This is a genomic window from Pseudomonas sp. C27(2019) (assembly GCF_008807395.1).
Lineage (GTDB): Bacteria > Pseudomonadota > Gammaproteobacteria > Pseudomonadales > Pseudomonadaceae > Denitrificimonas.
In genome coordinates, this window is sequence record NZ_CP043320.1 from 2,919,835 (window position 1) to 2,939,015 (window position 19,181).

Annotated in this window: 19 protein-coding genes; all 19 read left to right on the forward strand. The window is 45.9% G+C overall.

What is annotated here, in order from left to right; all coding sequences use genetic code 11:
• Window positions 1–5 precede the first annotated feature (5 nt).
• The 19 genes from FXF61_RS13425 to glmU all read left to right on the forward strand — a co-directional run bounded on the left by FXF61_RS13425 (window position 6) and on the right by glmU (window position 19,161).
• Window positions 6–986 (forward strand): 4Fe-4S dicluster domain-containing protein, encoded by a 981-nt coding sequence (locus FXF61_RS13425; protein WP_151185732.1) that lies wholly within the window; start codon window positions 6–8, stop codon window positions 984–986.
• A 15-nt stretch (window positions 987–1,001) separates the two neighbouring features.
• Window positions 1,002–1,736 carry a molecular chaperone TorD family protein gene (locus FXF61_RS13430; RefSeq protein ID WP_151185733.1) on the forward strand — a complete coding sequence of 245 codons (735 nt, stop codon included), beginning with the start codon at window positions 1,002–1,004 and terminating at the stop codon, window positions 1,734–1,736.
• Window positions 1,737–1,765: 29 nt separating this feature from the next.
• The gene (locus FXF61_RS13435; RefSeq protein WP_218571812.1) at window positions 1,766–2,554 is read left to right on the forward strand and encodes an ethylbenzene dehydrogenase-related protein; all 789 of its coding nucleotides are present in this window, start codon (window positions 1,766–1,768) and stop codon (window positions 2,552–2,554) included.
• A 17-nt stretch (window positions 2,555–2,571) separates the two neighbouring features.
• Window positions 2,572–3,666 carry a P-loop NTPase gene (locus FXF61_RS13440; RefSeq protein ID WP_151185735.1) on the forward strand — a complete coding sequence of 365 codons (1,095 nt, stop codon included), beginning with the start codon at window positions 2,572–2,574 and terminating at the stop codon, window positions 3,664–3,666.
• A 66-nt stretch (window positions 3,667–3,732) separates the two neighbouring features.
• Window positions 3,733–5,589, forward strand: a complete 1,857-nt coding sequence (locus FXF61_RS13445) for a glycosyl hydrolase (protein ID WP_151185736.1) — start codon at window positions 3,733–3,735, stop codon at window positions 5,587–5,589.
• 727 nt (window positions 5,590–6,316) lie between these two features.
• The gene (gene mnmG, locus FXF61_RS13450; RefSeq protein ID WP_151185737.1) at window positions 6,317–8,212 is read left to right on the forward strand and encodes a tRNA uridine-5-carboxymethylaminomethyl(34) synthesis enzyme MnmG; all 1,896 of its coding nucleotides are present in this window, start codon (window positions 6,317–6,319) and stop codon (window positions 8,210–8,212) included.
• Window positions 8,209–8,853 (forward strand): 16S rRNA (guanine(527)-N(7))-methyltransferase RsmG, encoded by a 645-nt coding sequence (gene rsmG, locus FXF61_RS13455; protein WP_151185738.1) that lies wholly within the window; start codon window positions 8,209–8,211, stop codon window positions 8,851–8,853. The genes mnmG and rsmG overlap by 4 nt, the downstream gene beginning before the upstream one ends.
• Before the next feature lie 13 nt (window positions 8,854–8,866).
• Complete coding sequence (locus FXF61_RS13460; protein WP_151185739.1) at window positions 8,867–9,658, forward strand: ParA family protein; 792 nt, start codon at window positions 8,867–8,869, stop codon at window positions 9,656–9,658.
• Between the two features lie 11 nt (window positions 9,659–9,669).
• Entirely contained in the window at window positions 9,670–10,539 is an 870-nt protein-coding gene (locus FXF61_RS13465) for a ParB/RepB/Spo0J family partition protein (protein WP_151185740.1), read from the forward strand.
• 131 nt (window positions 10,540–10,670) lie between these two features.
• Window positions 10,671–11,060 carry a F0F1 ATP synthase subunit I gene (locus FXF61_RS13470; protein WP_151185741.1) on the forward strand — a complete coding sequence of 130 codons (390 nt, stop codon included), beginning with the start codon at window positions 10,671–10,673 and terminating at the stop codon, window positions 11,058–11,060.
• A 21-nt stretch (window positions 11,061–11,081) separates the two neighbouring features.
• Window positions 11,082–11,894, forward strand: a complete 813-nt coding sequence (gene atpB / locus FXF61_RS13475; RefSeq protein ID WP_151185742.1) for a F0F1 ATP synthase subunit A — start codon at window positions 11,082–11,084, stop codon at window positions 11,892–11,894.
• 63 nt (window positions 11,895–11,957) lie between these two features.
• Window positions 11,958–12,197 (forward strand): F0F1 ATP synthase subunit C, encoded by a 240-nt coding sequence (gene atpE / locus FXF61_RS13480; protein ID WP_151185743.1) that lies wholly within the window; start codon window positions 11,958–11,960, stop codon window positions 12,195–12,197.
• A gap of 83 nt (window positions 12,198–12,280) precedes the next feature.
• Window positions 12,281–12,751 carry a F0F1 ATP synthase subunit B gene (locus FXF61_RS13485; protein ID WP_151185744.1) on the forward strand — a complete coding sequence of 157 codons (471 nt, stop codon included), beginning with the start codon at window positions 12,281–12,283 and terminating at the stop codon, window positions 12,749–12,751.
• A 12-nt stretch (window positions 12,752–12,763) separates the two neighbouring features.
• Window positions 12,764–13,300, forward strand: coding sequence for a F0F1 ATP synthase subunit delta (locus tag FXF61_RS13490; protein WP_151185745.1), 537 nt, complete (start codon window positions 12,764–12,766; stop codon window positions 13,298–13,300).
• Between the two features lie 15 nt (window positions 13,301–13,315).
• Window positions 13,316–14,860 (forward strand): F0F1 ATP synthase subunit alpha, encoded by a 1,545-nt coding sequence (gene atpA, locus FXF61_RS13495; protein WP_151185746.1) that lies wholly within the window; start codon window positions 13,316–13,318, stop codon window positions 14,858–14,860.
• A 51-nt stretch (window positions 14,861–14,911) separates the two neighbouring features.
• Window positions 14,912–15,781: a F0F1 ATP synthase subunit gamma gene (gene atpG, locus FXF61_RS13500; RefSeq protein ID WP_151185747.1), complete on the forward strand. Its 870-nt coding sequence runs from the start codon at window positions 14,912–14,914 to the stop codon at window positions 15,779–15,781.
• 30 nt (window positions 15,782–15,811) lie between these two features.
• A complete protein-coding gene (gene atpD / locus FXF61_RS13505) occupies window positions 15,812–17,188 on the forward strand; it encodes a F0F1 ATP synthase subunit beta (RefSeq protein ID WP_151185748.1) in 1,377 nt (458 codons plus the stop codon).
• Window positions 17,189–17,265: 77 nt separating this feature from the next.
• On the forward strand, window positions 17,266–17,688 hold the full coding sequence (locus FXF61_RS13510; protein WP_151185749.1) for a F0F1 ATP synthase subunit epsilon: 423 nt from the start codon (window positions 17,266–17,268) through the stop codon (window positions 17,686–17,688).
• Between the two features lie 114 nt (window positions 17,689–17,802).
• Entirely contained in the window at window positions 17,803–19,161 is a 1,359-nt protein-coding gene (gene glmU / locus FXF61_RS13515) for a bifunctional UDP-N-acetylglucosamine diphosphorylase/glucosamine-1-phosphate N-acetyltransferase GlmU (RefSeq protein WP_151185750.1), read from the forward strand.
• Window positions 19,162–19,181: the final 20 nt, after the last annotated feature.

The window sequence follows — 19,181 nt, forward strand, 5'->3', positions numbered from 1 at the left end:
TTATCATGACTGTTAAACGCCAACTCAGCATGGTCCTGGACCTAAATAAATGTATTGGTTGCCAGACCTGCACTGCAGCTTGCAAATTGATGTGGACTAACCGTAATGGTCGCGAGTTCATGTATTGGAACAACGTGGAGTCACAGCCTGGTAAAGGCTACCCACGTGACTATGAAAACATGGGCGGTGGTTTTGATGCCGACGGCGCGCTGCGTTTAGGCCGCCAACCGAGCCAAGAAGATTATGGTATTCCATGGGAATACAACTACGAAGAAGCGCTAATGACCGGTACCGATCCTTGGTTACGTCCTCACGTTAAACCAACGTGGGGCGCTAACTGGGATGAAGATGAGGGTTTAGGTGATTACCCGAACAGTTACTACTTCTATTTGCCGCGCTTGTGTAATCACTGTGCTAACCCTGCTTGTTTAGCAGCCTGTAGCCGTAACGCGATTTATAAGCGTCAAGAAGATGGAATCGTTTTGGTTGACCAAGAACGCTGCCGCGGTTACCGCTACTGCGTTAATGCTTGTCCATACAAAAAAGTTTACTTTAACGAGCAAATCTCTAAGTCAGAAAAATGTATTTTCTGCTACCCGCGAATTGAGAAAGGCCTGCCCACTGCTTGTGCACAACAATGTGTTGGTCGTATTCGTTGGATTGGCTACCGCGATGATGAAGAAGGCCCAATCCATTTATTGGTAGAAAAACACAAAGTTGCTTTACCTCTGCACGCGGAGTGGGGTACTGAGCCTAACGTATTTTACATACCACCAACTTCACCACCTAAGTTTGGACCTAATGGTGAAGAACTGGATGAGCCACGTATTCCTTTGGCGTACTTGGAAAGCCTATTTGGCCCACGGGTCAGTGAAGTCTTGGATACACTGGCTGCAGAGCGCCAACTGAAGGCCGAAGGTAAAGATAGCGAACTGATGGATACATTGATCGGTTTTAAACACTCTGAAATGTTCAAGCTGAGCTAAGACAGGGGTTAACATATGAGCGTATCTGCAGACTTGCTGAGTCGCCAAAATGAAGCTGAGCGGGCCGAGGCCCGCGAAGCAATTTATCGCTTAGCCGCTGTAGCTCTAGGGTATCCACTTGAAGAAACCCTAGAAGCTCTACAAGAGAGACGTTTGCAAGCAGCGCTCGACGCTGCATTGCAAGCACTCGGTGAAGCGCCTTGGCCTGAGCTTGCAGTAAGCAGCTGCCTTGATGATTTAGAAGTGGGTTATATGTCCACCTTTATACATGGCAAACGTGGTAAGCCGCGTGTAGCACTGGTGGCAAGTGCCCATGAAAGTTTAATTGGTGGACAAACACCCGGTGCATTCTTACTCAATGTGCAAGCGTTTTATACTCACTTCGGTCTAAAAGCCGCGGTCGATGATGAGGGTCATCAAGATGAACCTGATCATTTAGTCGCCATGCTCGAGTTTTGTGCATTGTTGTGCTATCTCGAAAGACAAGCGCTTGAACAGGAAAAAGATACTGCACCGTATCGTCGCGCACATCGTGATTTTTTAGTGCGTTACCTGCTGCCATTATTGCAGGCGATACGTGCAGGCTATGCTAAAGAAAATCAGTATGGCTTGGATCTGAACCTTGCGCATTTAGTTGAAATTTTGCCAGATTGGGCAATTAATCAGCAACGCGCACTAGAAGCTTTAGTAGGTGTTTATCCGCACATCGCTTCATCATCAGATTCAGCCGTTCAGTCCTTGTGGGACTGAGTATGCCCTTATAAATGAGGAATTATGCCATGAAATTGCGTCATTTTTTAACAGGCTCCTTAACTCTTGCACTCTCACTAGCAACAGCTAATGTTTGGGCTGATAAATCAGAACTAAACCCTAACGTTGAAGAAATAATACCCGGCCAAACAGTCGAGGTTAAACACTTCTCAGGGTCAACATACTTGCGTACTCAAAATGATCCTGATGATTTGATTTGGGATCGTTTACCGATGTATAGCACCTACTTACTGCCTGCACCACCTGTGCATCAGTCCGTAATGTTGCGCTATGATCAAGGCGGCTCAACTGGTAAGTATATTAAGTTTCAGGTGGCCCGCACCGATGAGCGCTTTTATATTCGCATGAATTGGAAAGACGATACTGAAAACCGTGGCACAACCGTTGATGAGTTCCGTGATGGCGTTGCCGTACAGTTTGCTCTTGAGGGGCCTGAAACATCCTACATGATGGGTACAGGTAAAGATCAGCCAGTTAATATATGGTACTGGCTCGCAGATCAAGATAGGGTTGAGAACTTAGCCGCTGGTGGTTTCGGCAGTACCACAATTTTAGAAAACCAGACAGTGTCTGGCTCTAGCAAATATGCACCGAAACAAATTAAGAAAGATAATACTTGGTATGTGGTAATGTCGCGGCCACTTAAAACGACTAACAAGCACGATATAAATTTTGATCGTGAAACCATCCCGATGGGCTTTGCTGTATGGCAGGGTAATGATACCCAGCGCGATGGTAACAAGCGTATAACCCATAATTGGATTTTACTTGACGCGCGCGCAGCTGATAAAAAATAACGAATAAGGATACATCCATGTCGGTTTCCACTTTCCCCGCTCGCGATCCTTTGGCTTTAGTGCCTGAAGATTGTGGACGGGGCCACGCCTGTCAGTTTTGTCCGGAAGAAGAACAATGCACTCTGGATAAAGGTCAGCATGAAAAACGCTTGATTGAATCGCGTCTTGCTGAGATTGGTCAAATCATTATGGTCATGGCCAATAAAGGCGGTGTCGGTAAAAGTACAGTATCGGCAAACCTTGCTGCTGGCTTAGCGGCCCAAGGCTATAGCGTGGGTGTAGCTGATGCCGATATTCACGGACCCAACCAAAGCCGTTTCTTCGGCTTTGTGGGGGAGCGTGTGCGTTTAAGTAAGCAAGGACTGCCTGCAAAAGCCTTTAATTACGAGGGACTTAAATACCCTGTAAAAGTAGGCTCGTTAGCTTTTATGATGGAAACTGACGACACTCCCATTGTATGGCGTGATGCGTATAAACATGATTTTATGCACCATTTAATTGGTTCATTTGATTGGGGGCCGCTGGACTTCCTCGTCATTGATATGCCCCCCGGCACTGGTAATGAGCTGATTACTCTTGCCGATATGCTAGAAGGTCATGACGTAGCAGCACTTCTCGCCACTACTCCGCAAGAAGTGGCATTGATGGATAGTATAAAAGCTGTACGTTTTTGCCAAGAGCGTGGTTTACCTTTAATCGGTGTCGTTGAAAACATGGCTGGGGTCACCTGTCCAAATTGTGACGAACATTTCCATGTTTTCCCAAGGGCTCACCTTGCAGAGGCGCTTGCCGCCGCAGATGTTGAGTCTATCGCACAAATTCCCCTGTCTTTGGCGTTATCCACAGCTTCAGATAGCGGTATTCCGGCAATTCTATCCGCACCTGACAGCGTTGAAGCTCAGGCTTTTGCACCAATGGTCGATGCTTGCGTTAAGCATGCGCAAGCAGTTTTTGCAGAAGCAGCAAAACATTCATTACATGAATTTAGCCAAGCCAGCTTACCTACTGCAGAGTTGGAGCAGGCACTCAGCGCTGTGCCCGCAGAAGAGCAAGAAGCACTGCGCCAACAGTTACAAGATTTGCTAGGCAGCTCCAACAACCCAACATCATAAGAGAGTAAGGGTTGTTGTATCTGTTACTAAGCGATTCCATTCACCTTCTTACTTGAGAGTGCTGCTATGAGCGAAACCCCTTCAGCAAGCCGTCGTCAATTTTTCAGCAAAATCCTAGCCACCGATACCCAAGCACCAAACCGTGCTGCATGGCATCGAGTGCCTGAGGTCGGTGCAGGTGACGGAGATGTGTTGTGGTCAGGTTTAGTGATCAATAATAATTTGATGGTAGTTGGTGATGAAGGCATGGTGATCCGCTATAACGGCGTAGCGGATAGTGAGGGAAAGTTCTGGCAGCATATGGAGGTACCCACACGCTTACCTTTACATGGCATCTGGGGACAATCATTAGACAATATTTTTGCTGTAGGCTGGATGGGCTGCATCTTGCACTTTGATGGAGAGCAATGGCGCAGCTTACGCGGTGGTGTCATTGAAGAAAAAACTGAACGCTTTGCCTCTTGTGAAGAAAATACTCCATTATTTGCTATTGATGGAAATCAGCAAGGTCAGGCTTGGGCGGTCGGTGATAACGGTATAATTTTATATTTTGATGGGCAAACATGGCAACGTGAAGAGAGCCCGACAAAAATAAACCTACGAGCAGTAGTGTGTGCGGCCGATAATATGGTGTATGCAGCGGGCGGCGAAGGCACTGTTTTAAGGCGTGATGAGCACGGCCAATGGACTGATCTAAAATGCCCTTTAGGTTCAGGCTTCCAAACCCTATTGATTATGAATGATGGCAGTTTACTGCTAGGTGGTGGCCGTTACTTTGTTGACCAAGGCGGCTTTCGTGGTGAGTTAGTCCTTTATAAAGATGGCGTATTCAAAGCGCTCAAATTCAATGAAGTCATGCCACGTCTGCGTGCCATCAAAGCTTATAAAGACGGCATATTGATTGTCGGTGATAAAGGCCACCTGTACTACCTAAATAACTGGCGCATCGATAAGCTTGAAAGTAATACGCGACATGACCTAATGGATATCATTCCCTTATCAACCGGTGAAGCATTGGTAGTAGGTGATTTCGGTACCATTATGACCGCAGCAGAGGATTTTACTCTAGCCTTAGCGCCACCACCGCAAGAAGCTGAGAAAAGCACTTGGCAAACATTATCATCACCCAGTAAAAAACAGCTTTGGAACATTACCGAAGGCAACGATGGTTATTGTTACGCCAGTGGTGAAGCCGGTACTGTGTTACGCATCAAAGGCGATCAATGTGAGCAACTGCCTGCGCCCAGTGACTTAGCAGTGCATTGTCTATGGGACACCGGTAAAGGTTTATTTGCTGCTGGACAGGCTGGTCGTATTTATCGTTTTGATGGTGAACAATGGACATTGCATTTTGACCTTCACCTTGATGTCACAATTCTAGCGATGTGGGGCAGCAGCCCAAATTCAATTTATGCAGTAGGCGATGAAGGTTTAGTCCTACATTTTGATGGCTTACGCTGGCAACGCATGCCTAGCGGTACAAAGTCGGCATTGTACAGCTTATGGGCTTGGGACAATGAGCACCTTTTAGCGCCTGGTGATTTTGGTCTGATGCTGCGTTATAACGGCAAAGAATGGGCTGAGTTTAATATTGGCAGCGAGAGTTTTCTCTATGGTGTTTGGGGTGATAGCCTCAGTAACATCTATACCGTTGGTTTATCAGGCACTATGGCGCACTTTAATGGCCAGCGCTGGCAGCAAATGCCAACTCGCCTGCGCGAAGACCTTTTAGCTATTTCTGGCTCTAAACAAGCAGGTGCTTTTGCTGTTGGCACAAAAGGCTGTGTGCTACGTTTAGACGCCGATCAGTGGGTCACTGAGTCAAGCGGTACAACTGCCGGTTTACGCTCAGTGTGTGCCACCGAGACTGGTGCCGTCTATGCTGTTGGTGATCGCGGTACTATCATTTTGCGCCCCTGTTAATCTCTCCCAGGCAAGCGTGCACACTGCGCAATGTATGTGTGCACGCCATCTTGCTAAACATACCATTTTAACTCTTCTCTGTATTTATTTCAAGCACAGGCAGCAGCGCTATAGCCGCTGTGCATCTGCGTGAAAATTACCTTTCTACGCCTCTTCTTCGATCCACTTATTGGATTCGTCTGTCTACTTGAGTGCGGCTACTGCTCTAATTAAGCCGTTCGTCTTACTTTTAAATCGTATAAAACTGTTTTTATGGAGAAAATTTCACCATTAAACTCTGTGGAGAAGCGCACTTAAGCTTGGTTGATAAGCAGTGGTTAAGTCTGTGGATAACTGTTCTTGTGGATAACTAGAGGCTTTATCCACAAGCTTAATACGCTTATCCCATAATCACACCTAGCCTTCTCAACAGCCTTAAATGCCGTATAAGTTATTGTTTTAATTGGTTATTTTTAAGGTGCCCACAAAATAATGGCTGACTAGTAATAGCAATAATAACAAGCTTTATATCTTTATATTTAATTTATATTTGTTTACCTGCGCATTCACTCACGGGTAAAAACCTTGCAATGAAACGCTTATGCAAAGTAGCGTAAAAATCTATACTATTACTCGTCTAAAGCTCGCTAGCAGTAAACCAAATAGGTCATAAGCCAAAAGCAATGTGGTTAAACCCACCTGTGCAATGCTGAGCTCATCCGTTTTTATATAAATCCTGAGGTGTCTGGTGGATTATCCTTCCCGTTTTGATGTGATCGTAATTGGTGGTGGCCATGCTGGTTCTGAAGCCGCGCTAGCTTCGGCACGAATGGGCGTGAAAACGTTATTGCTAACACACAATATCGAAACCCTCGGACAAATGAGCTGTAATCCAGCCATTGGCGGAATCGGTAAAAGCCATTTAGTCAGAGAAATTGATGCCCTTGGTGGTGCAATGGCTATTGCAGCGGATCTGAGTGGTATTCAATTTAGAGTTTTAAATAGCCGCAAAGGACCAGCAGTGCGAGCCACTCGTGCACAAGCTGACCGTGTTCTTTACAAAGCTGCGATTCGTGAAGTGTTAGAGCATCAACCCAATTTGTGGATTTTCCAGCAAGCAGTTGAAGATTTAATTGTTGAAAATGAACATGTGCGCGGTGCAGTCACACAAATGGGTTTGCGTTTCTTTGCAGATAACGTAGTGCTAACCACCGGAACATTCCTTGGTGGTTTGATTCATATTGGTATGCAAAATTATTCAGGCGGTCGTGCCGGTGATCCACCCGCCAACGCCTTAGCTCAGCGCATGCGTGAGTTACCGTTACGTATTGATCGTTTAAAAACCGGTACACCACCGCGAATTGATGCACGTTCAGTGGATTTTTCTGTGATGACTGAACAACCTGGTGACACACCGTTACCGGTTATGTCTTTTTTAGGTCGTCGCGAACAACACCCTAAGCAAGTCAGTTGCTGGATTACCCATACCAACAGCAAAACCCATGACATCATCACTAGAAACCTTGATCGTTCACCCATGTATGCCGGCGTGATTGAGGGGGTTGGTCCACGTTACTGCCCATCCATTGAAGACAAGATTCACCGCTTTGCCGATAAAGACAGCCATCAGATCTTTCTAGAACCTGAAGGTTTAAAAACCAATGAGCTGTACCCTAATGGTATTTCAACATCCTTGCCGTTTGATGTTCAGCTGGATCTGGTACATTCGATTCGTGGAATGGAAAATGCGCACATCATTCGCCCTGGTTATGCCATCGAGTATGATTATTTTGATCCGCGCGACTTAAAATACAGCTTAGAAACTAAAGTAATTCACGGTTTATTTTTTGCTGGACAGATTAACGGCACCACGGGTTACGAAGAAGCCGGTATCCAAGGCTTATTAGCCGGAAGTAACGCTGCTTTACGTTCACAGGGTAAAGACAGCTGGCATCCACGCCGCGATGAAGCCTATTTGGGTGTATTGATTGATGATTTGATTACCCTTGGTGCGCAAGAACCTTATCGCATGTTTACTTCACGCGCGGAGTACCGTTTGATTTTGCGTGAAGACAATGCCGATATGCGCTTAACTGAAAAAGGCCGTGAAATTGGTTTAGTCGATGACCACCGTTGGTCAGTTTTTGAAGCCAAGCGTGAAGCTATTGCGCAAGAAGAGCAGCGCCTAAAAGATACCTGGGTCCGTCCAGGGACGCCTGCTGGTGAAGCAGTGATGGCCAAATTTAATACGCCATTGACTCACGAGTATAATTTATTGAATTTGCTGGCGCGCCCTGAAATCAATTACCTTGATTTAGTTGCAGTGACCGGTGGGGGTATCACTGACGAGCAAATAGCTGAGCAATTGGAAATTAAAACCAAATATGCTGGTTATCTCGATCGCCAGTTGGATGACATTGCTAAACTGCGAGCCAGTGAAGCGGTAAAGTTACCACTGGATATGGATTACACTGTGATTTCTGGATTATCCAAAGAAATTCAGCAAAAACTCATAGCCAGTCGTCCTGAAACTTTAGGACAGGCCTCACGTATTCCAGGTGTCACGCAAGCAGCGGTATCTTTGTTGATGGTGCATTTGAAAAAACGCAAGGCTACGCAATCGTTGGAGCAAGCAGATTCATGAGTGTGAATACACAGCATGCGCAGGAATTAGCGCAGGGTGCACAGCAACTTAATGTTATTTTGAGTGAGTTACAGCAACAACAACTGCTGCAGTATTTGGCTTTATTGATTAAGTGGAATAAAGCGTACAATTTAACTGCGGTACGCAACCCCGATGAAATGGTCTCACGGCACTTGCTCGACAGCCTCAGTGTTGCTCAGTATGTTGAGCAGTACGGCAGTGATTGGTTAGATGTTGGCAGTGGTGGTGGTATGCCGGGCGTGCCGTTGGCGATTATTTTTCCACAGCGAAAATTTACCCTGCTGGATTCTAACGGTAAAAAAACACGTTTTTTAACCCAGGTTAAACTGGAGTTAGAGTTGGATAACTTAGGTGTTGTTCACAAGCGAGTTGAAGCCTTTACCCCAAAACGGGCATTCTCTGGCATTATCTCGCGAGCTTTCAGCTCGCTTGAAGATTTTACCAATTGGACCCGCCACTTAGGTGACTTAAAAACACATTGGTTGGCGATGAAAGGCGTGCACCCTGATGATGAGCTGCAAGCATTGCCAGAAGATTTTCGTCTTGATAGTTGTCAGATTCTCAAAGTGCCAGGTTGCCAAGGGCAGCGGCATTTATTGATTTTACAGCGCCAAGAATAACGTAGGAGATAATATGGGCAAGGTCTTGGCAATTGCCAACCAGAAAGGCGGTGTCGGTAAAACCACAACCTGTATTAACTTGGCTGCCTCATTAGTCGCTACGCGTCGTCACGTGCTGTTGATTGATCTTGACCCCCAAGGCAATGCCACCATGGGCAGTGGCATTGATAAGCACAGTTTGCAGCATTCAGTGTTGGACGTATTGACTGGACAAGCTAATCTTATTGATGTGATACAGTTTTCTGAACAAGGTGGTTATCAGCTGTTACCTTCAAACCGTGATTTAACGGCTGCTGAAGTGGTGTTACTTGATTTGCCAAACAAAGAGCGCCGCTTACTTGATGCCTTACAGCCGGTGCGCGGCAATTATGATTATATTTTAATTGATTGCCCACCATCCTTGAGCATGCTCACAATCAATGCCTTAGTGGCTGCCGATGGAGTGATTATTCCAATGCAGTGTGAGTATTTTGCCTTAGAAGGTTTAACCGACTTGATTGGTAGTATTCAGCGCATTGCTGCAGAGCTTAATCCGACGCTGCAAATAGAAGGTATTTTACGAACCATGTATGATCCGCGGTTAAGTTTGACCAATGATGTCTCGCTGCAATTAAAACAGCATTTTGGTGACACGCTGTATGACACAGTCATTCCACGCAATGTGCGTTTAGCTGAAGCACCCAGTCATGGGTTGCCGGTTTTGGCATATGACAAACAGTCTCGTGGAGCATTAGCTTATTTAGCGCTAGCAGGCGAGTTATCACGCCGCCAGCGCGCCAGTCAGCGTGCTGCAACACGCACATAAGGAATCATATTATGGCGGTTAAAAAACGCGGTCTCGGACGAGGGCTAGATGCTTTATTGGGTGGCGCAACGGCTAATACCTTGCAAGAGCAAGCCAAACAAGTGGATGCTAATGAATTAGAGCATTTAAATGTAGAGTCTATTCAGTGCGGTAAGTATCAACCGCGTGGCGACATGGATCAGACGCGTCTTGAAGAGTTGGCGCAATCGATCAAAGCACAGGGTGTTATGCAGCCGATAGTGGTGCGCCTGATTGCTAAGAATACATATGAAATTATTGCTGGTGAGCGTCGCTGGCGTGCAGCAAAAATCGCCGGCTTAAAAAGCATTCCGGCGATGGTACGCAATGTCAGTGATCAAGCAGCGATTGCGATGGCACTGATTGAAAATATTCAGCGCGAAGATTTAAGCCCAGTAGAAGAAGCAGTCGCTTTGCAACGCTTGCAAAAAGAATTTGAATTAACCCAGCAGGAAGTGGCAAATGCTGTAGGCAAATCACGCGCCACCATAGCCAATTTATTACGACTACTGGGTTTGCCTGATGAGATTAAAACGCTATTGGCGCATGGTGATTTAGAAATGGGCCACGCGCGGGCTTTATTAGGTTTGCCTGTAGATAAACAAGTTGAAGCGGCGCGGCATGTTGTCGCAAAAGGACTGACAGTTCGACAAACAGAAGCTATGGTGCGTACTATTCTTGCTGGCAAACCTGAGAAAGAAAAAACAACTGTTGATCCTGATGTTAAGCGCCTAGAGCAAAAATTGGCTGAGCGTTTGGGCGCCCAAGTACAAATAAAGCATGGGGCAAAAGGAAAAGGGCAGTTGGTAATTAAATATGGCTCTCTAGATGAGTTACAGGGAGTTCTGGCTCATATCAATTAGAGGTAACCCCCTCTTAAGTCCAATATGGACACATTTGAGTTGATAGGTGCTGCATAGAAGCCTATACTCTCTGCGCAATTTTGTAGTGGCGAGATAACGAGTAAGCAAATTCAAATAAAAGGCGAAGAAAAGTGGCCATACGCAACAAAACGCCGTTTTATCAGCTGCCCGCGTTTCGAACACTCGTTATACAGTTAGTCGTTGTTACATTGTTGACCATAGTATGTGCGGCGACACAAGGTGTGATTGCAGCATACTCGGTGCTAATAGGCGGTATGATTGCTTTGATAGCCAATGCCTATTTCACGTATAAAGCCTTTCAGCTTTATGGTGCACGCTCAATGGAAGCGATTGTCCAGTCATTTTGGGCAGGGCAGGTAGGAAAGATGGTCGTAACAGCAGTGCTTTTTGCACTGGTGTTTATAGCAGTGAAGCCTTTCAATGTAGTGCTATTGTTTTTAGGCTACATTTTGATTCAGCTGACCTCAGTGGTTTCACTCTTTTTAAGTAAAAACTGGTAAACGTTAAGGATTGAGGCATATATGGCAAATAGCAATGCTGAGTATATCCAGCACCACTTGCAAAACTTAACCTTTGGCAAAATTGATGGTACTTGGCGCGTTGCCCAGAATACTCAAGAGATAAACGAAATGGGTTTTATGGCAATCCATTTAGACACCATGTTTATGTCTTTGCTGATGGGTTTTATTTTTCTATTTGTTTTTAGAAAAGTAGCTAAGCGTGCGAACTCAGGCGTACCAACAGGGATGCAAAATTTCGTTGAGATTTTTGTAGAGTTTGTACAAAATATGGTGCGCGAAACCTTCTATGGTCGCAGCGCCTTAATAGCACCACTAGCGCTTACGATTTTCATGTGGATCCTGTTGATGAACAGTCTGAAATGGATTCCCATTGACGTAATACCTGGGCTTGCCGGTATGCTAGGTATCGAATACTTCAAATATGTTCCAACTGCAGATCCAAATGCGACCTTTGGTATATCTATTGGCGTATTCATTTTGATTGTATTCTATAGCATCAAGATCAATGGCTTTGGTGGTTTTGCCAAGCAGCTTTCCTTCACGCCATTTAATCATTGGACGTTAATCCCATTTAACTTGGTTCTTGAAATATTAGGCCTGTTAACCAAACCATTTAGCCTTGCATTACGTTTGTTCGGTAACATGTATGCAGGTGAAGTTGTATTTATTTTGATTGCGCTGCTGCCTTTTTGGATTCAGTGGTCGCTGTACGGGCCTTGGGCGATATTCCATATACTGGTAATCCCGCTTCAAGCCTTTATTTTCATGGTGCTGTCGATCATTTACTTGAGCTCGGCCCACGAAACCCATTGACGCAAAAGTGAGCGTTAATTTTACCTTAAGCTGTAACTTAACTTAAAAACTCTAGGAGTAACTATGGAACTCGTAATTTTATCGGCAGCGCTCATCATTTGTATGGCCGCCTTGGCTACTGGTATTGGCTTTGCTTTGCTAGGCGGCAAATTACTGGAAACAACAGCGCGTCAGCCAGAGCTGGCTCCACAGTTGCAAACCAAAACCTTCATCATGGCTGGTCTACTTGACGCCGTGCCAATGATTGGTGTTGGTATGGCAATGTACTTGATCTTCGTTGTTGCGCCAGGAATGGCAGGCTAATCTAGCGATTTCATCGCGCAGTGAAATGTTTTGCTGCGCGAAGTTTTTATCAAATAAACAATGAAATGGCATGAGGTACATTAATGGCTATTAATCTGACACTCGTTGGTCAGTTGATCGCCTTCGCTATTTTTGCTTGGTTTTGCATGAAGTTTGTATGGCCACCCATTACAAACGCTATGGATGAACGCCAAAAAAAAATAGCAGAAGGTTTAGACGCAGCCGGCCGTGCCGAGCGCGACCTTAAGTTAGCACAAGAAAAAGCAACAGGTATGTTGCGTGAAACTAAGCAAACAGCTGCTGAGATAATTGATAAGGCAAATAAAACTGCTAACGAAATTATTGAAGAAGCTAAGCAGCAGGCGCGTACTGAAGGTGAGCGTTTGATTGCAGGCGCAAAAGCTGAAATTGATATCGAAGTGAGTCGTGTTAAAGAAGAGCTTCGTCAACAGGTTTCAGTGCTTGCAATTACAGGTGCAGAAAAAATCCTCGGTGCAACTGTGGATGCTAAGGCACATAACCAGCTGGTCGAGCAATTGGCCGCAGAACTCTAAGCGAGGCAAACTATGTCAAATACGAATACGTTTGCACGACCTTACGCAAAAGCTGCTTTCGAATATGCAGCCACTGCAAGCAAAGAAGATGCATGGAGTACTATGTTGTCTTTTTCAGCAACTGCAGTTGAGCAGGCTGAAGTTGTTAAGCAATTAGGTAAGCCTGAGCTTAGCAAAGAAGGTAAGGTAGAGTTTCTGTTACAGCTGTGTAAAGACAATACAGATGACGAGTTTGCAAACTTTCTCCATCAGTTAGGGGAAAATAACCGTCTAGGTTTACTTCCAGCTATTAGTGAGCAGTTTTCTGAATATAAAGCAGAAAAAAACCGCACATTAGAAGTTGAAGTAGAGTCTGCTTTTGAACTTAGCGCAGAACAACTCCAAACACTGGCTGCCGCCTTATCTAAGCGGCTTGATCGTACCGTTAAACCCAAAGCGATTGTAAACTCCGCTTTAATTGGCGGTTTGCATATTCGTGCTGGTGACTTAGTTATTGACGGCTCGATCCGCGGCAAACTGAATAAGTTAGCCGAAGCGTTGAAATCCTGATTTGAGGGGCATGGCATGCAGCAACTGAATCCTTCCGAGATTAGCGAGATCATCAAGCAGCGTATCGCTCAGCTTGATGTATCTGCGCAAGCCCGTAATGAAGGCACAATCGTCAGCTTGTCTGACGGTATCGTACGTATCCACGGCTTAGCCGATGTAATGTACGGTGAAATGATTGAATTCCCAGGTGGAATTTTTGGTATGGCACTCAACTTGGAGCGTGACTCCGTTGGTGCGGTAATTTTGGGTAGCTTCTTCGGTTTGACCGAAGGCATGAGCGCCAAGTGCACAGGACGTATCCTTGAAGTTCCGGTTGGTCCAGAACTTTTAGGCCGCGTTGTTGATGCGCTAGGTAATCCTATTGATGGTAAAGGTCCTGTCAACGCTAAATTAACCGATGCAATTGAGAAAGTTGCACCCGGCGTGATTTGGCGTAAATCGGTCGATGAGCCTGTGCAAACAGGTTATAAATCGGTCGATGCGATGATTCCAGTTGGCCGTGGTCAGCGTGAGTTGATCATTGGTGACCGTCAGATTGGTAAAACTGCTCTGGCTATTGATGCCATCATTAACCAAAAAGACAGCGGTATTAAGTGCGTTTACGTCGCCATTGGTCAAAAGCAATCAACAATTGCTAACGTGGTACGTAAGCTTGAAGAAATGGATGCACTGCGCAACACAATTATTGTTGCTGCCAGCGCATCTGAATCTGCAGCGCTACAATACTTGGCACCCTACGCGGGTTGCACTATGGGTGAGTACTTCCGTGACCGTGGTGAAGATGCGTTAATCGTTTACGATGACCTATCTAAGCAAGCGGTTGCTTACCGTCAAATCTCCCTGTTGTTACGTCGTCCACCAGGTCGTGAAGCCTATCCAGGTGACGTGTTCTATCTCCACAGTCGTTTGTTGGAGCGAGCATCACGTGTATCCGAAGAGTACGTTGAAGAATTCACTAAAGGTGAAGTGAAAGGTCGAACCGGTTCTTTAACTGCGTTGCCAATCATTGAAACCCAAGCCGGTGACGTATCAGCGTTCGTACCAACCAACGTAATTTCTATTACTGATGGTCAGATATTCCTTGAGTCATCGATGTTTAACTCAGGTATCCGTCCAGCTGTAAACGCAGGAATCTCGGTATCGCGTGTTGGTGGTGCTGCTCAAACTAAGATTATTAAGAAGCTATCTGGTGGTATTCGTACCGCGCTGGCTCAGTACCGCGAACTCGCGGCCTTTGCTCAGTTTGCTTCTGACTTAGATGAAGCAACGCGTAAGCAGCTTGAGCACGGTGAGCGTGTTACTGAGCTGATGAAGCAAAAGCAGTATGCACCAATGTCTATCGCCGATATGTCTGTGTCGCTGTACGCTGCTGAACGTGGCTACTTGGCTGATGTAGAAGTTAATAAAGTGGGTGCTTTTGAGGCAGCCTTGTTAGCCTTCTTCAAACGTGACTACGCTGACTTAATGGCGAAAATCAATGAGAAGGGTGACTTTAATAACGATATCGATGCTTCTATTAAAGAAGGTGTCGAGAAGTTTAAGGCCACTCAGAGTTGGTAAGCCGCAGCGGGGGCGTTAAACCCCTCGCTTGCTTAACCTGAAGGGTGTCAAATGGCAGGCGCAAAAGAGATTCGCACTAAAATTGCGAGCATCAAAAGTACACAAAAGATCACCAGTGCCATGGAAAAGGTTGCGGTCAGTAAAATGCGCAGAGCACAACAGCGCATGATTACTGGTCGTCCTTATGCAGAGCGAATTCGTCAGGTCATTGGCCACTTAGCTGAGGCCGATGTTGAGTATAAGCATGCATTCATGGTCGAACGTCCAGTCAAGCGCGTAGGTTACATCCTCGTCTCGACTGACCGTGGTCTGTGCGGCGGTCTGAACTTTAACCTGTTCAAGGCCCTGTTTAAAAACATGCAAGAATCTCACCCCAATAACGTTGAAGTAGAATTCTGCGTGATCGGCAAAAAAGGTGTGAGTTTTTTTAAGGGCCAAGGTTGCAAGATCGTTGCAGCAATCACCGATCTCGGTGAGCAACCAGCGATTGCTGACTTAATTGGCAGCATTAAAATTATGCTGGATGCCTTCACAGAAGGTCGTCTCGATCGTTTGTACTTAGTATCCAATAAATTTGTAAATACGATGACCCAGAAACCATCAGTAGAGCAGTTAGTGCCACTGGCGGTTGATGGCGAAGGATTGGATAAGGGTAGTGTCGGTTCTTGGGATTATATTTATGAGCCCGGTGCCAAGCAGTTGTTGGATTCACTGATTGTTCGTTATATCGAATCTCAGGTCTACCAAGCAGTTGTTGAGAATACAGCATGCGAACAAGCAGCTCGAATGATTGCGATGAAAAATGCGACAGATAATGCTGGCGATATTATTGATAACCTGCAATTGGTTTACAATAAGGCTCGTCAAGCAGCAATCACTCAAGAAATTTCAGAAATCGTCGGCGGCGCTGCCGCGGTTTAAGAACGGTTCAAATATTCAGAGGAACCAGATATGAGTAGCGGACGTATCGTTCAAATCATCGGCGCCGTTATCGACGTGGAATTCCCACGCGAGCAGGTACCGAACATTTATGACGCACTGCAAGTACAGGGTGCGCAAACAACATTAGAAGTTCAACAGCAGTTGGGTGACGGTGTTGTACGTACTATTGCCATGGGCTCGACCGAAGGTCTAAAACGTGGCCTAGATGTGGTGAATACAGGCGGTCCAATTACCGTACCTGTGGGCGTTAAAACCCTAGGTCGCATTATGGATGTATTGGGTAACCCAATCGACGAAGCCGGTCCAATTGGTGAAGAAGAGCGTTGGGGTATTCACCGCGCTGCACCTTCGTATGCAGAACAAGCGGGCGGTAATGAAATTTTAGAAACTGGCATTAAGGTTATTGACCTTGTTTGTCCGTTCTCTAAAGGCGGTAAAGTTGGTCTGTTTGGTGGTGCCGGTGTTGGTAAAACCGTAAACATGATGGAACTGATCCGTAACATTGCGATTGAGCATAGCGGTTACTCAGTATTTGCTGGTGTAGGTGAGCGTACTCGTGAAGGTAACGACTTCTATCACGAGATGAAAGACTCTAACGTTCTCGACAAAGTAGCTCTGGTTTACGGCCAAATGAACGAGCCGCCAGGTAACCGTTTACGTGTTGCTCTGACCGGTTTGACCATGGCTGAAAAATTCCGTGACGAAGGTCGTGACGTACTGTTGTTTATTGACAACATTTATCGTTACACCCTCGCCGGTACAGAAGTATCTGCACTGTTAGGCCGTATGCCTTCAGCGGTAGGTTATCAGCCAACACTGGCTGAAGAAATGGGTGTTCTGCAAGAGCGTATTACCTCGACTAAGTCAGGTTCCATTACTTCTATTCAAGCTGTTTACGTACCTGCGGATGACTTAACTGACCCATCTCCAGCGACTACGTTTGCGCACTTGGATGCTACTGTTGTACTGTCACGTGACATTGCATCTTTGGGTATTTATCCTGCAATTGACCCGCTGGATTCAAGCTCGCGTCAGCTTGATGCATCAGTTATTGGTCAAGAGCATTATGACTGCGCCCGTGGCGTTCAGTATGTATTGCAACGTTACACTGAGCTGAAAGATATCATTGCGATTCTAGGTATGGACGAGCTGTCTGAAGAAGATAAGCAGTTAGTAACTCGTGCGCGTAAAATCCAACGTTTCCTGTCTCAGCCGTTCTTCGTTGCTGAGGTTTTCACAGGTGCACCGGGTAAATACGTATCGCTGAAAGATACCATCCGTGGTTTCCAAGGTATCTTAGATGGCGACTATGATGACCTACCAGAACAGGCGTTCTACATGGTTGGCACCATCGAAGAAGCCATTGAAAAAGCGAGCAAAATGTAATTTGTGAACCTTAATGGTGAGCAATATGGCGGCGGGTGTATTGACATCCGCTCTGCCTAAAAACTGAGGCGATTTATATGGCCACAACAGTCCAATGTGACATTGTTAGCGCAGAAGAAGAGTTGTTCTCTGGTCGAGTCGAAATGGTCATTGCTCATGGACACATGGGTGATTTGGGTATTTTGCCTGGCCACACACCGCTTATTTCTACAATCAAACCGGGCCCTGTCCGTGTGATTAAAGAAGGTGGTATAGAGGAGGTGTATTACATCTCTGGCGGTTTTATCGAAGTACAGCCGACAATGGTTAAAGTTCTTGCTGATACGGCTATCCGTGCAGCCGATCTTGACGAAGTTGCTGTGCTTGAAGCGAAAAAAGCTGCAGAGCAAGCTATTCAAGAGCAGAGTGCTGATTTTGATTATGCGGCTACAGCAGTACGCTTAGCAGAAGCTGCAGCGCAATTGCGAACGATTTCTGAACTGCGTAAAAATATCCGCTGATAAACGAATCGTGCTTCATCGCAATAGTAAAAAAGGGTAGCCTAAGGTTACCCTTTTTTTATGCTTATTTTTGACAACATAAGCACAGTATCTATTTTATATAGGATTTATAGCATGTCGTTGGATATCGTTATTCTCGCCGCTGGTCAAGGTACGCGCATGCGTTCAGCCTTACCCAAAGTGCTACACCCAATTGCTGGGCAACCAATGTTAGCGCATGTATTGCAAACGGCTCGCAGCTTAAAGCCCAGTAGTATTCAAGTGGTCGTTGGTCATGGCGCTGACTTGGTACGCGAACAATTAGCGGCAGATGATGTGAGTTTTGTTGTGCAAAAAGAGCAACTTGGAACAGGTCACGCCGTTGCTCAAGCCATACCGCATTTAAAAGCACAAAATACGCTCGTTTTGTATGGTGATGTGCCTCTGATAGAGAGTGCTACATTAGAAAGTATGCTAAAGCATTTAACTGCTGACAGTATGACACTACTGACAGTTAACCTAGTTAATCCAGCCGGTTATGGACGCATTGTGCGTAACTCTACTGGTGTGGTTCAAGCTATTGTTGAACATAAGGATGCCACGCCTGATCAACTTAAAATTTGTGAGGGTAACACTGGAATTCTTGCCGCTCCGCGCGAGCAGCTAATTGACTGGTTAGGTCGGCTTTCTAATAGTAATGCACAAGGTGAGTACTATTTAACCGATATTATTGCCATGGCGGTTGCCGATGGATTGTGTGTAGCAACTGAAACTGCGACTGATGCGATGGACGTGCAAGGTGCCAATGATCGCCAGCAACTCTCAGAACTTGAGCGCCATTATCAACAGCGTGCAGCGCGTCGTTTAATGGCGCAAGGCGTTACTTTGCTAGATCCAGCACGTTTCGATGTGCGCGGCGAAGTCAGTGTTGGTCGTGACGTTCTGATTGATGTTAACGTAATCTTAGAAGGTCGAGTAGAGATTGCTGATAATGTTTCGATTGGCCCGAACTGTGTGATCAAAGATTCGATTTTACGGGCCGGAGCGGTGATTAAAGCCAACAGCCATCTTGAGGGTGCAGATGTCGGTGAAGGTGCAGATTGCGGTCCATTTGCACGTTTACGCCCAGGTACTGTCCTTGCTGCTCGTGCCCATGTAGGTAACTTTGTCGAACTAAAAAATACACGTCTAGGCGAAGCAGCGAAAGCTGGACATCTGACTTATTTAGGCGACAGTGATATCGGCGCACGTACTAATATTGGTGCTGGCACTATTACTTGTAATTATGATGGTGCGAATAAATTTAAAACCGTGATGGGTGATGATGTATTTATCGGTTCCAATAGTTCATTGGTCGCTCCGTTGAGCTTAGGTGATGGTGCAACCACGGGTGCTGGCTCAACAATAACCACAGATGTTCCGGCACAAGCTTTGGCGGTTGGACGTGGGCGGCAGCGTATCTTAGAAAACTGGGCTCGTCCCAAAAAGCTATAAATTAATCTATTGTGACTTTA

Bases quoted from the DNA above. Each gene is read 5' to 3' on its own strand.
- FXF61_RS13425 (WP_151185732.1), top strand. From the start codon at position 6: ATGACTGTTAAACGCCAACTCAGCATGGTCCTGGACCTAAATAAATGT.
- FXF61_RS13430 (WP_151185733.1), top strand. From the start codon at position 1,002: ATGAGCGTATCTGCAGACTTGCTGAGTCGCCAAAATGAAGCTGAGCGG.
- FXF61_RS13435 (WP_218571812.1), top strand. From the start codon at position 1,766: ATGAAATTGCGTCATTTTTTAACAGGCTCCTTAACTCTTGCACTCTCA.
- FXF61_RS13440 (WP_151185735.1), top strand. From the start codon at position 2,572: ATGTCGGTTTCCACTTTCCCCGCTCGCGATCCTTTGGCTTTAGTGCCT.
- FXF61_RS13445 (WP_151185736.1), top strand. From the start codon at position 3,733: ATGAGCGAAACCCCTTCAGCAAGCCGTCGTCAATTTTTCAGCAAAATC.
- rsmG (WP_151185738.1), top strand. From the start codon at position 8,209: ATGAGTGTGAATACACAGCATGCGCAGGAATTAGCGCAGGGTGCACAG.
- FXF61_RS13460 (WP_151185739.1), top strand. From the start codon at position 8,867: ATGGGCAAGGTCTTGGCAATTGCCAACCAGAAAGGCGGTGTCGGTAAA.
- FXF61_RS13465 (WP_151185740.1), top strand. From the start codon at position 9,670: ATGGCGGTTAAAAAACGCGGTCTCGGACGAGGGCTAGATGCTTTATTG.
- atpB (WP_151185742.1), top strand. From the start codon at position 11,082: ATGGCAAATAGCAATGCTGAGTATATCCAGCACCACTTGCAAAACTTA.
- atpE (WP_151185743.1), top strand. From the start codon at position 11,958: ATGGAACTCGTAATTTTATCGGCAGCGCTCATCATTTGTATGGCCGCC.
- FXF61_RS13485 (WP_151185744.1), top strand. From the start codon at position 12,281: ATGGCTATTAATCTGACACTCGTTGGTCAGTTGATCGCCTTCGCTATT.
- FXF61_RS13490 (WP_151185745.1), top strand. From the start codon at position 12,764: ATGTCAAATACGAATACGTTTGCACGACCTTACGCAAAAGCTGCTTTC.
- atpA (WP_151185746.1), top strand. From the start codon at position 13,316: ATGCAGCAACTGAATCCTTCCGAGATTAGCGAGATCATCAAGCAGCGT.
- atpG (WP_151185747.1), top strand. From the start codon at position 14,912: ATGGCAGGCGCAAAAGAGATTCGCACTAAAATTGCGAGCATCAAAAGT.
- atpD (WP_151185748.1), top strand. From the start codon at position 15,812: ATGAGTAGCGGACGTATCGTTCAAATCATCGGCGCCGTTATCGACGTG.
- FXF61_RS13510 (WP_151185749.1), top strand. From the start codon at position 17,266: ATGGCCACAACAGTCCAATGTGACATTGTTAGCGCAGAAGAAGAGTTG.
- glmU (WP_151185750.1), top strand. From the start codon at position 17,803: ATGTCGTTGGATATCGTTATTCTCGCCGCTGGTCAAGGTACGCGCATG.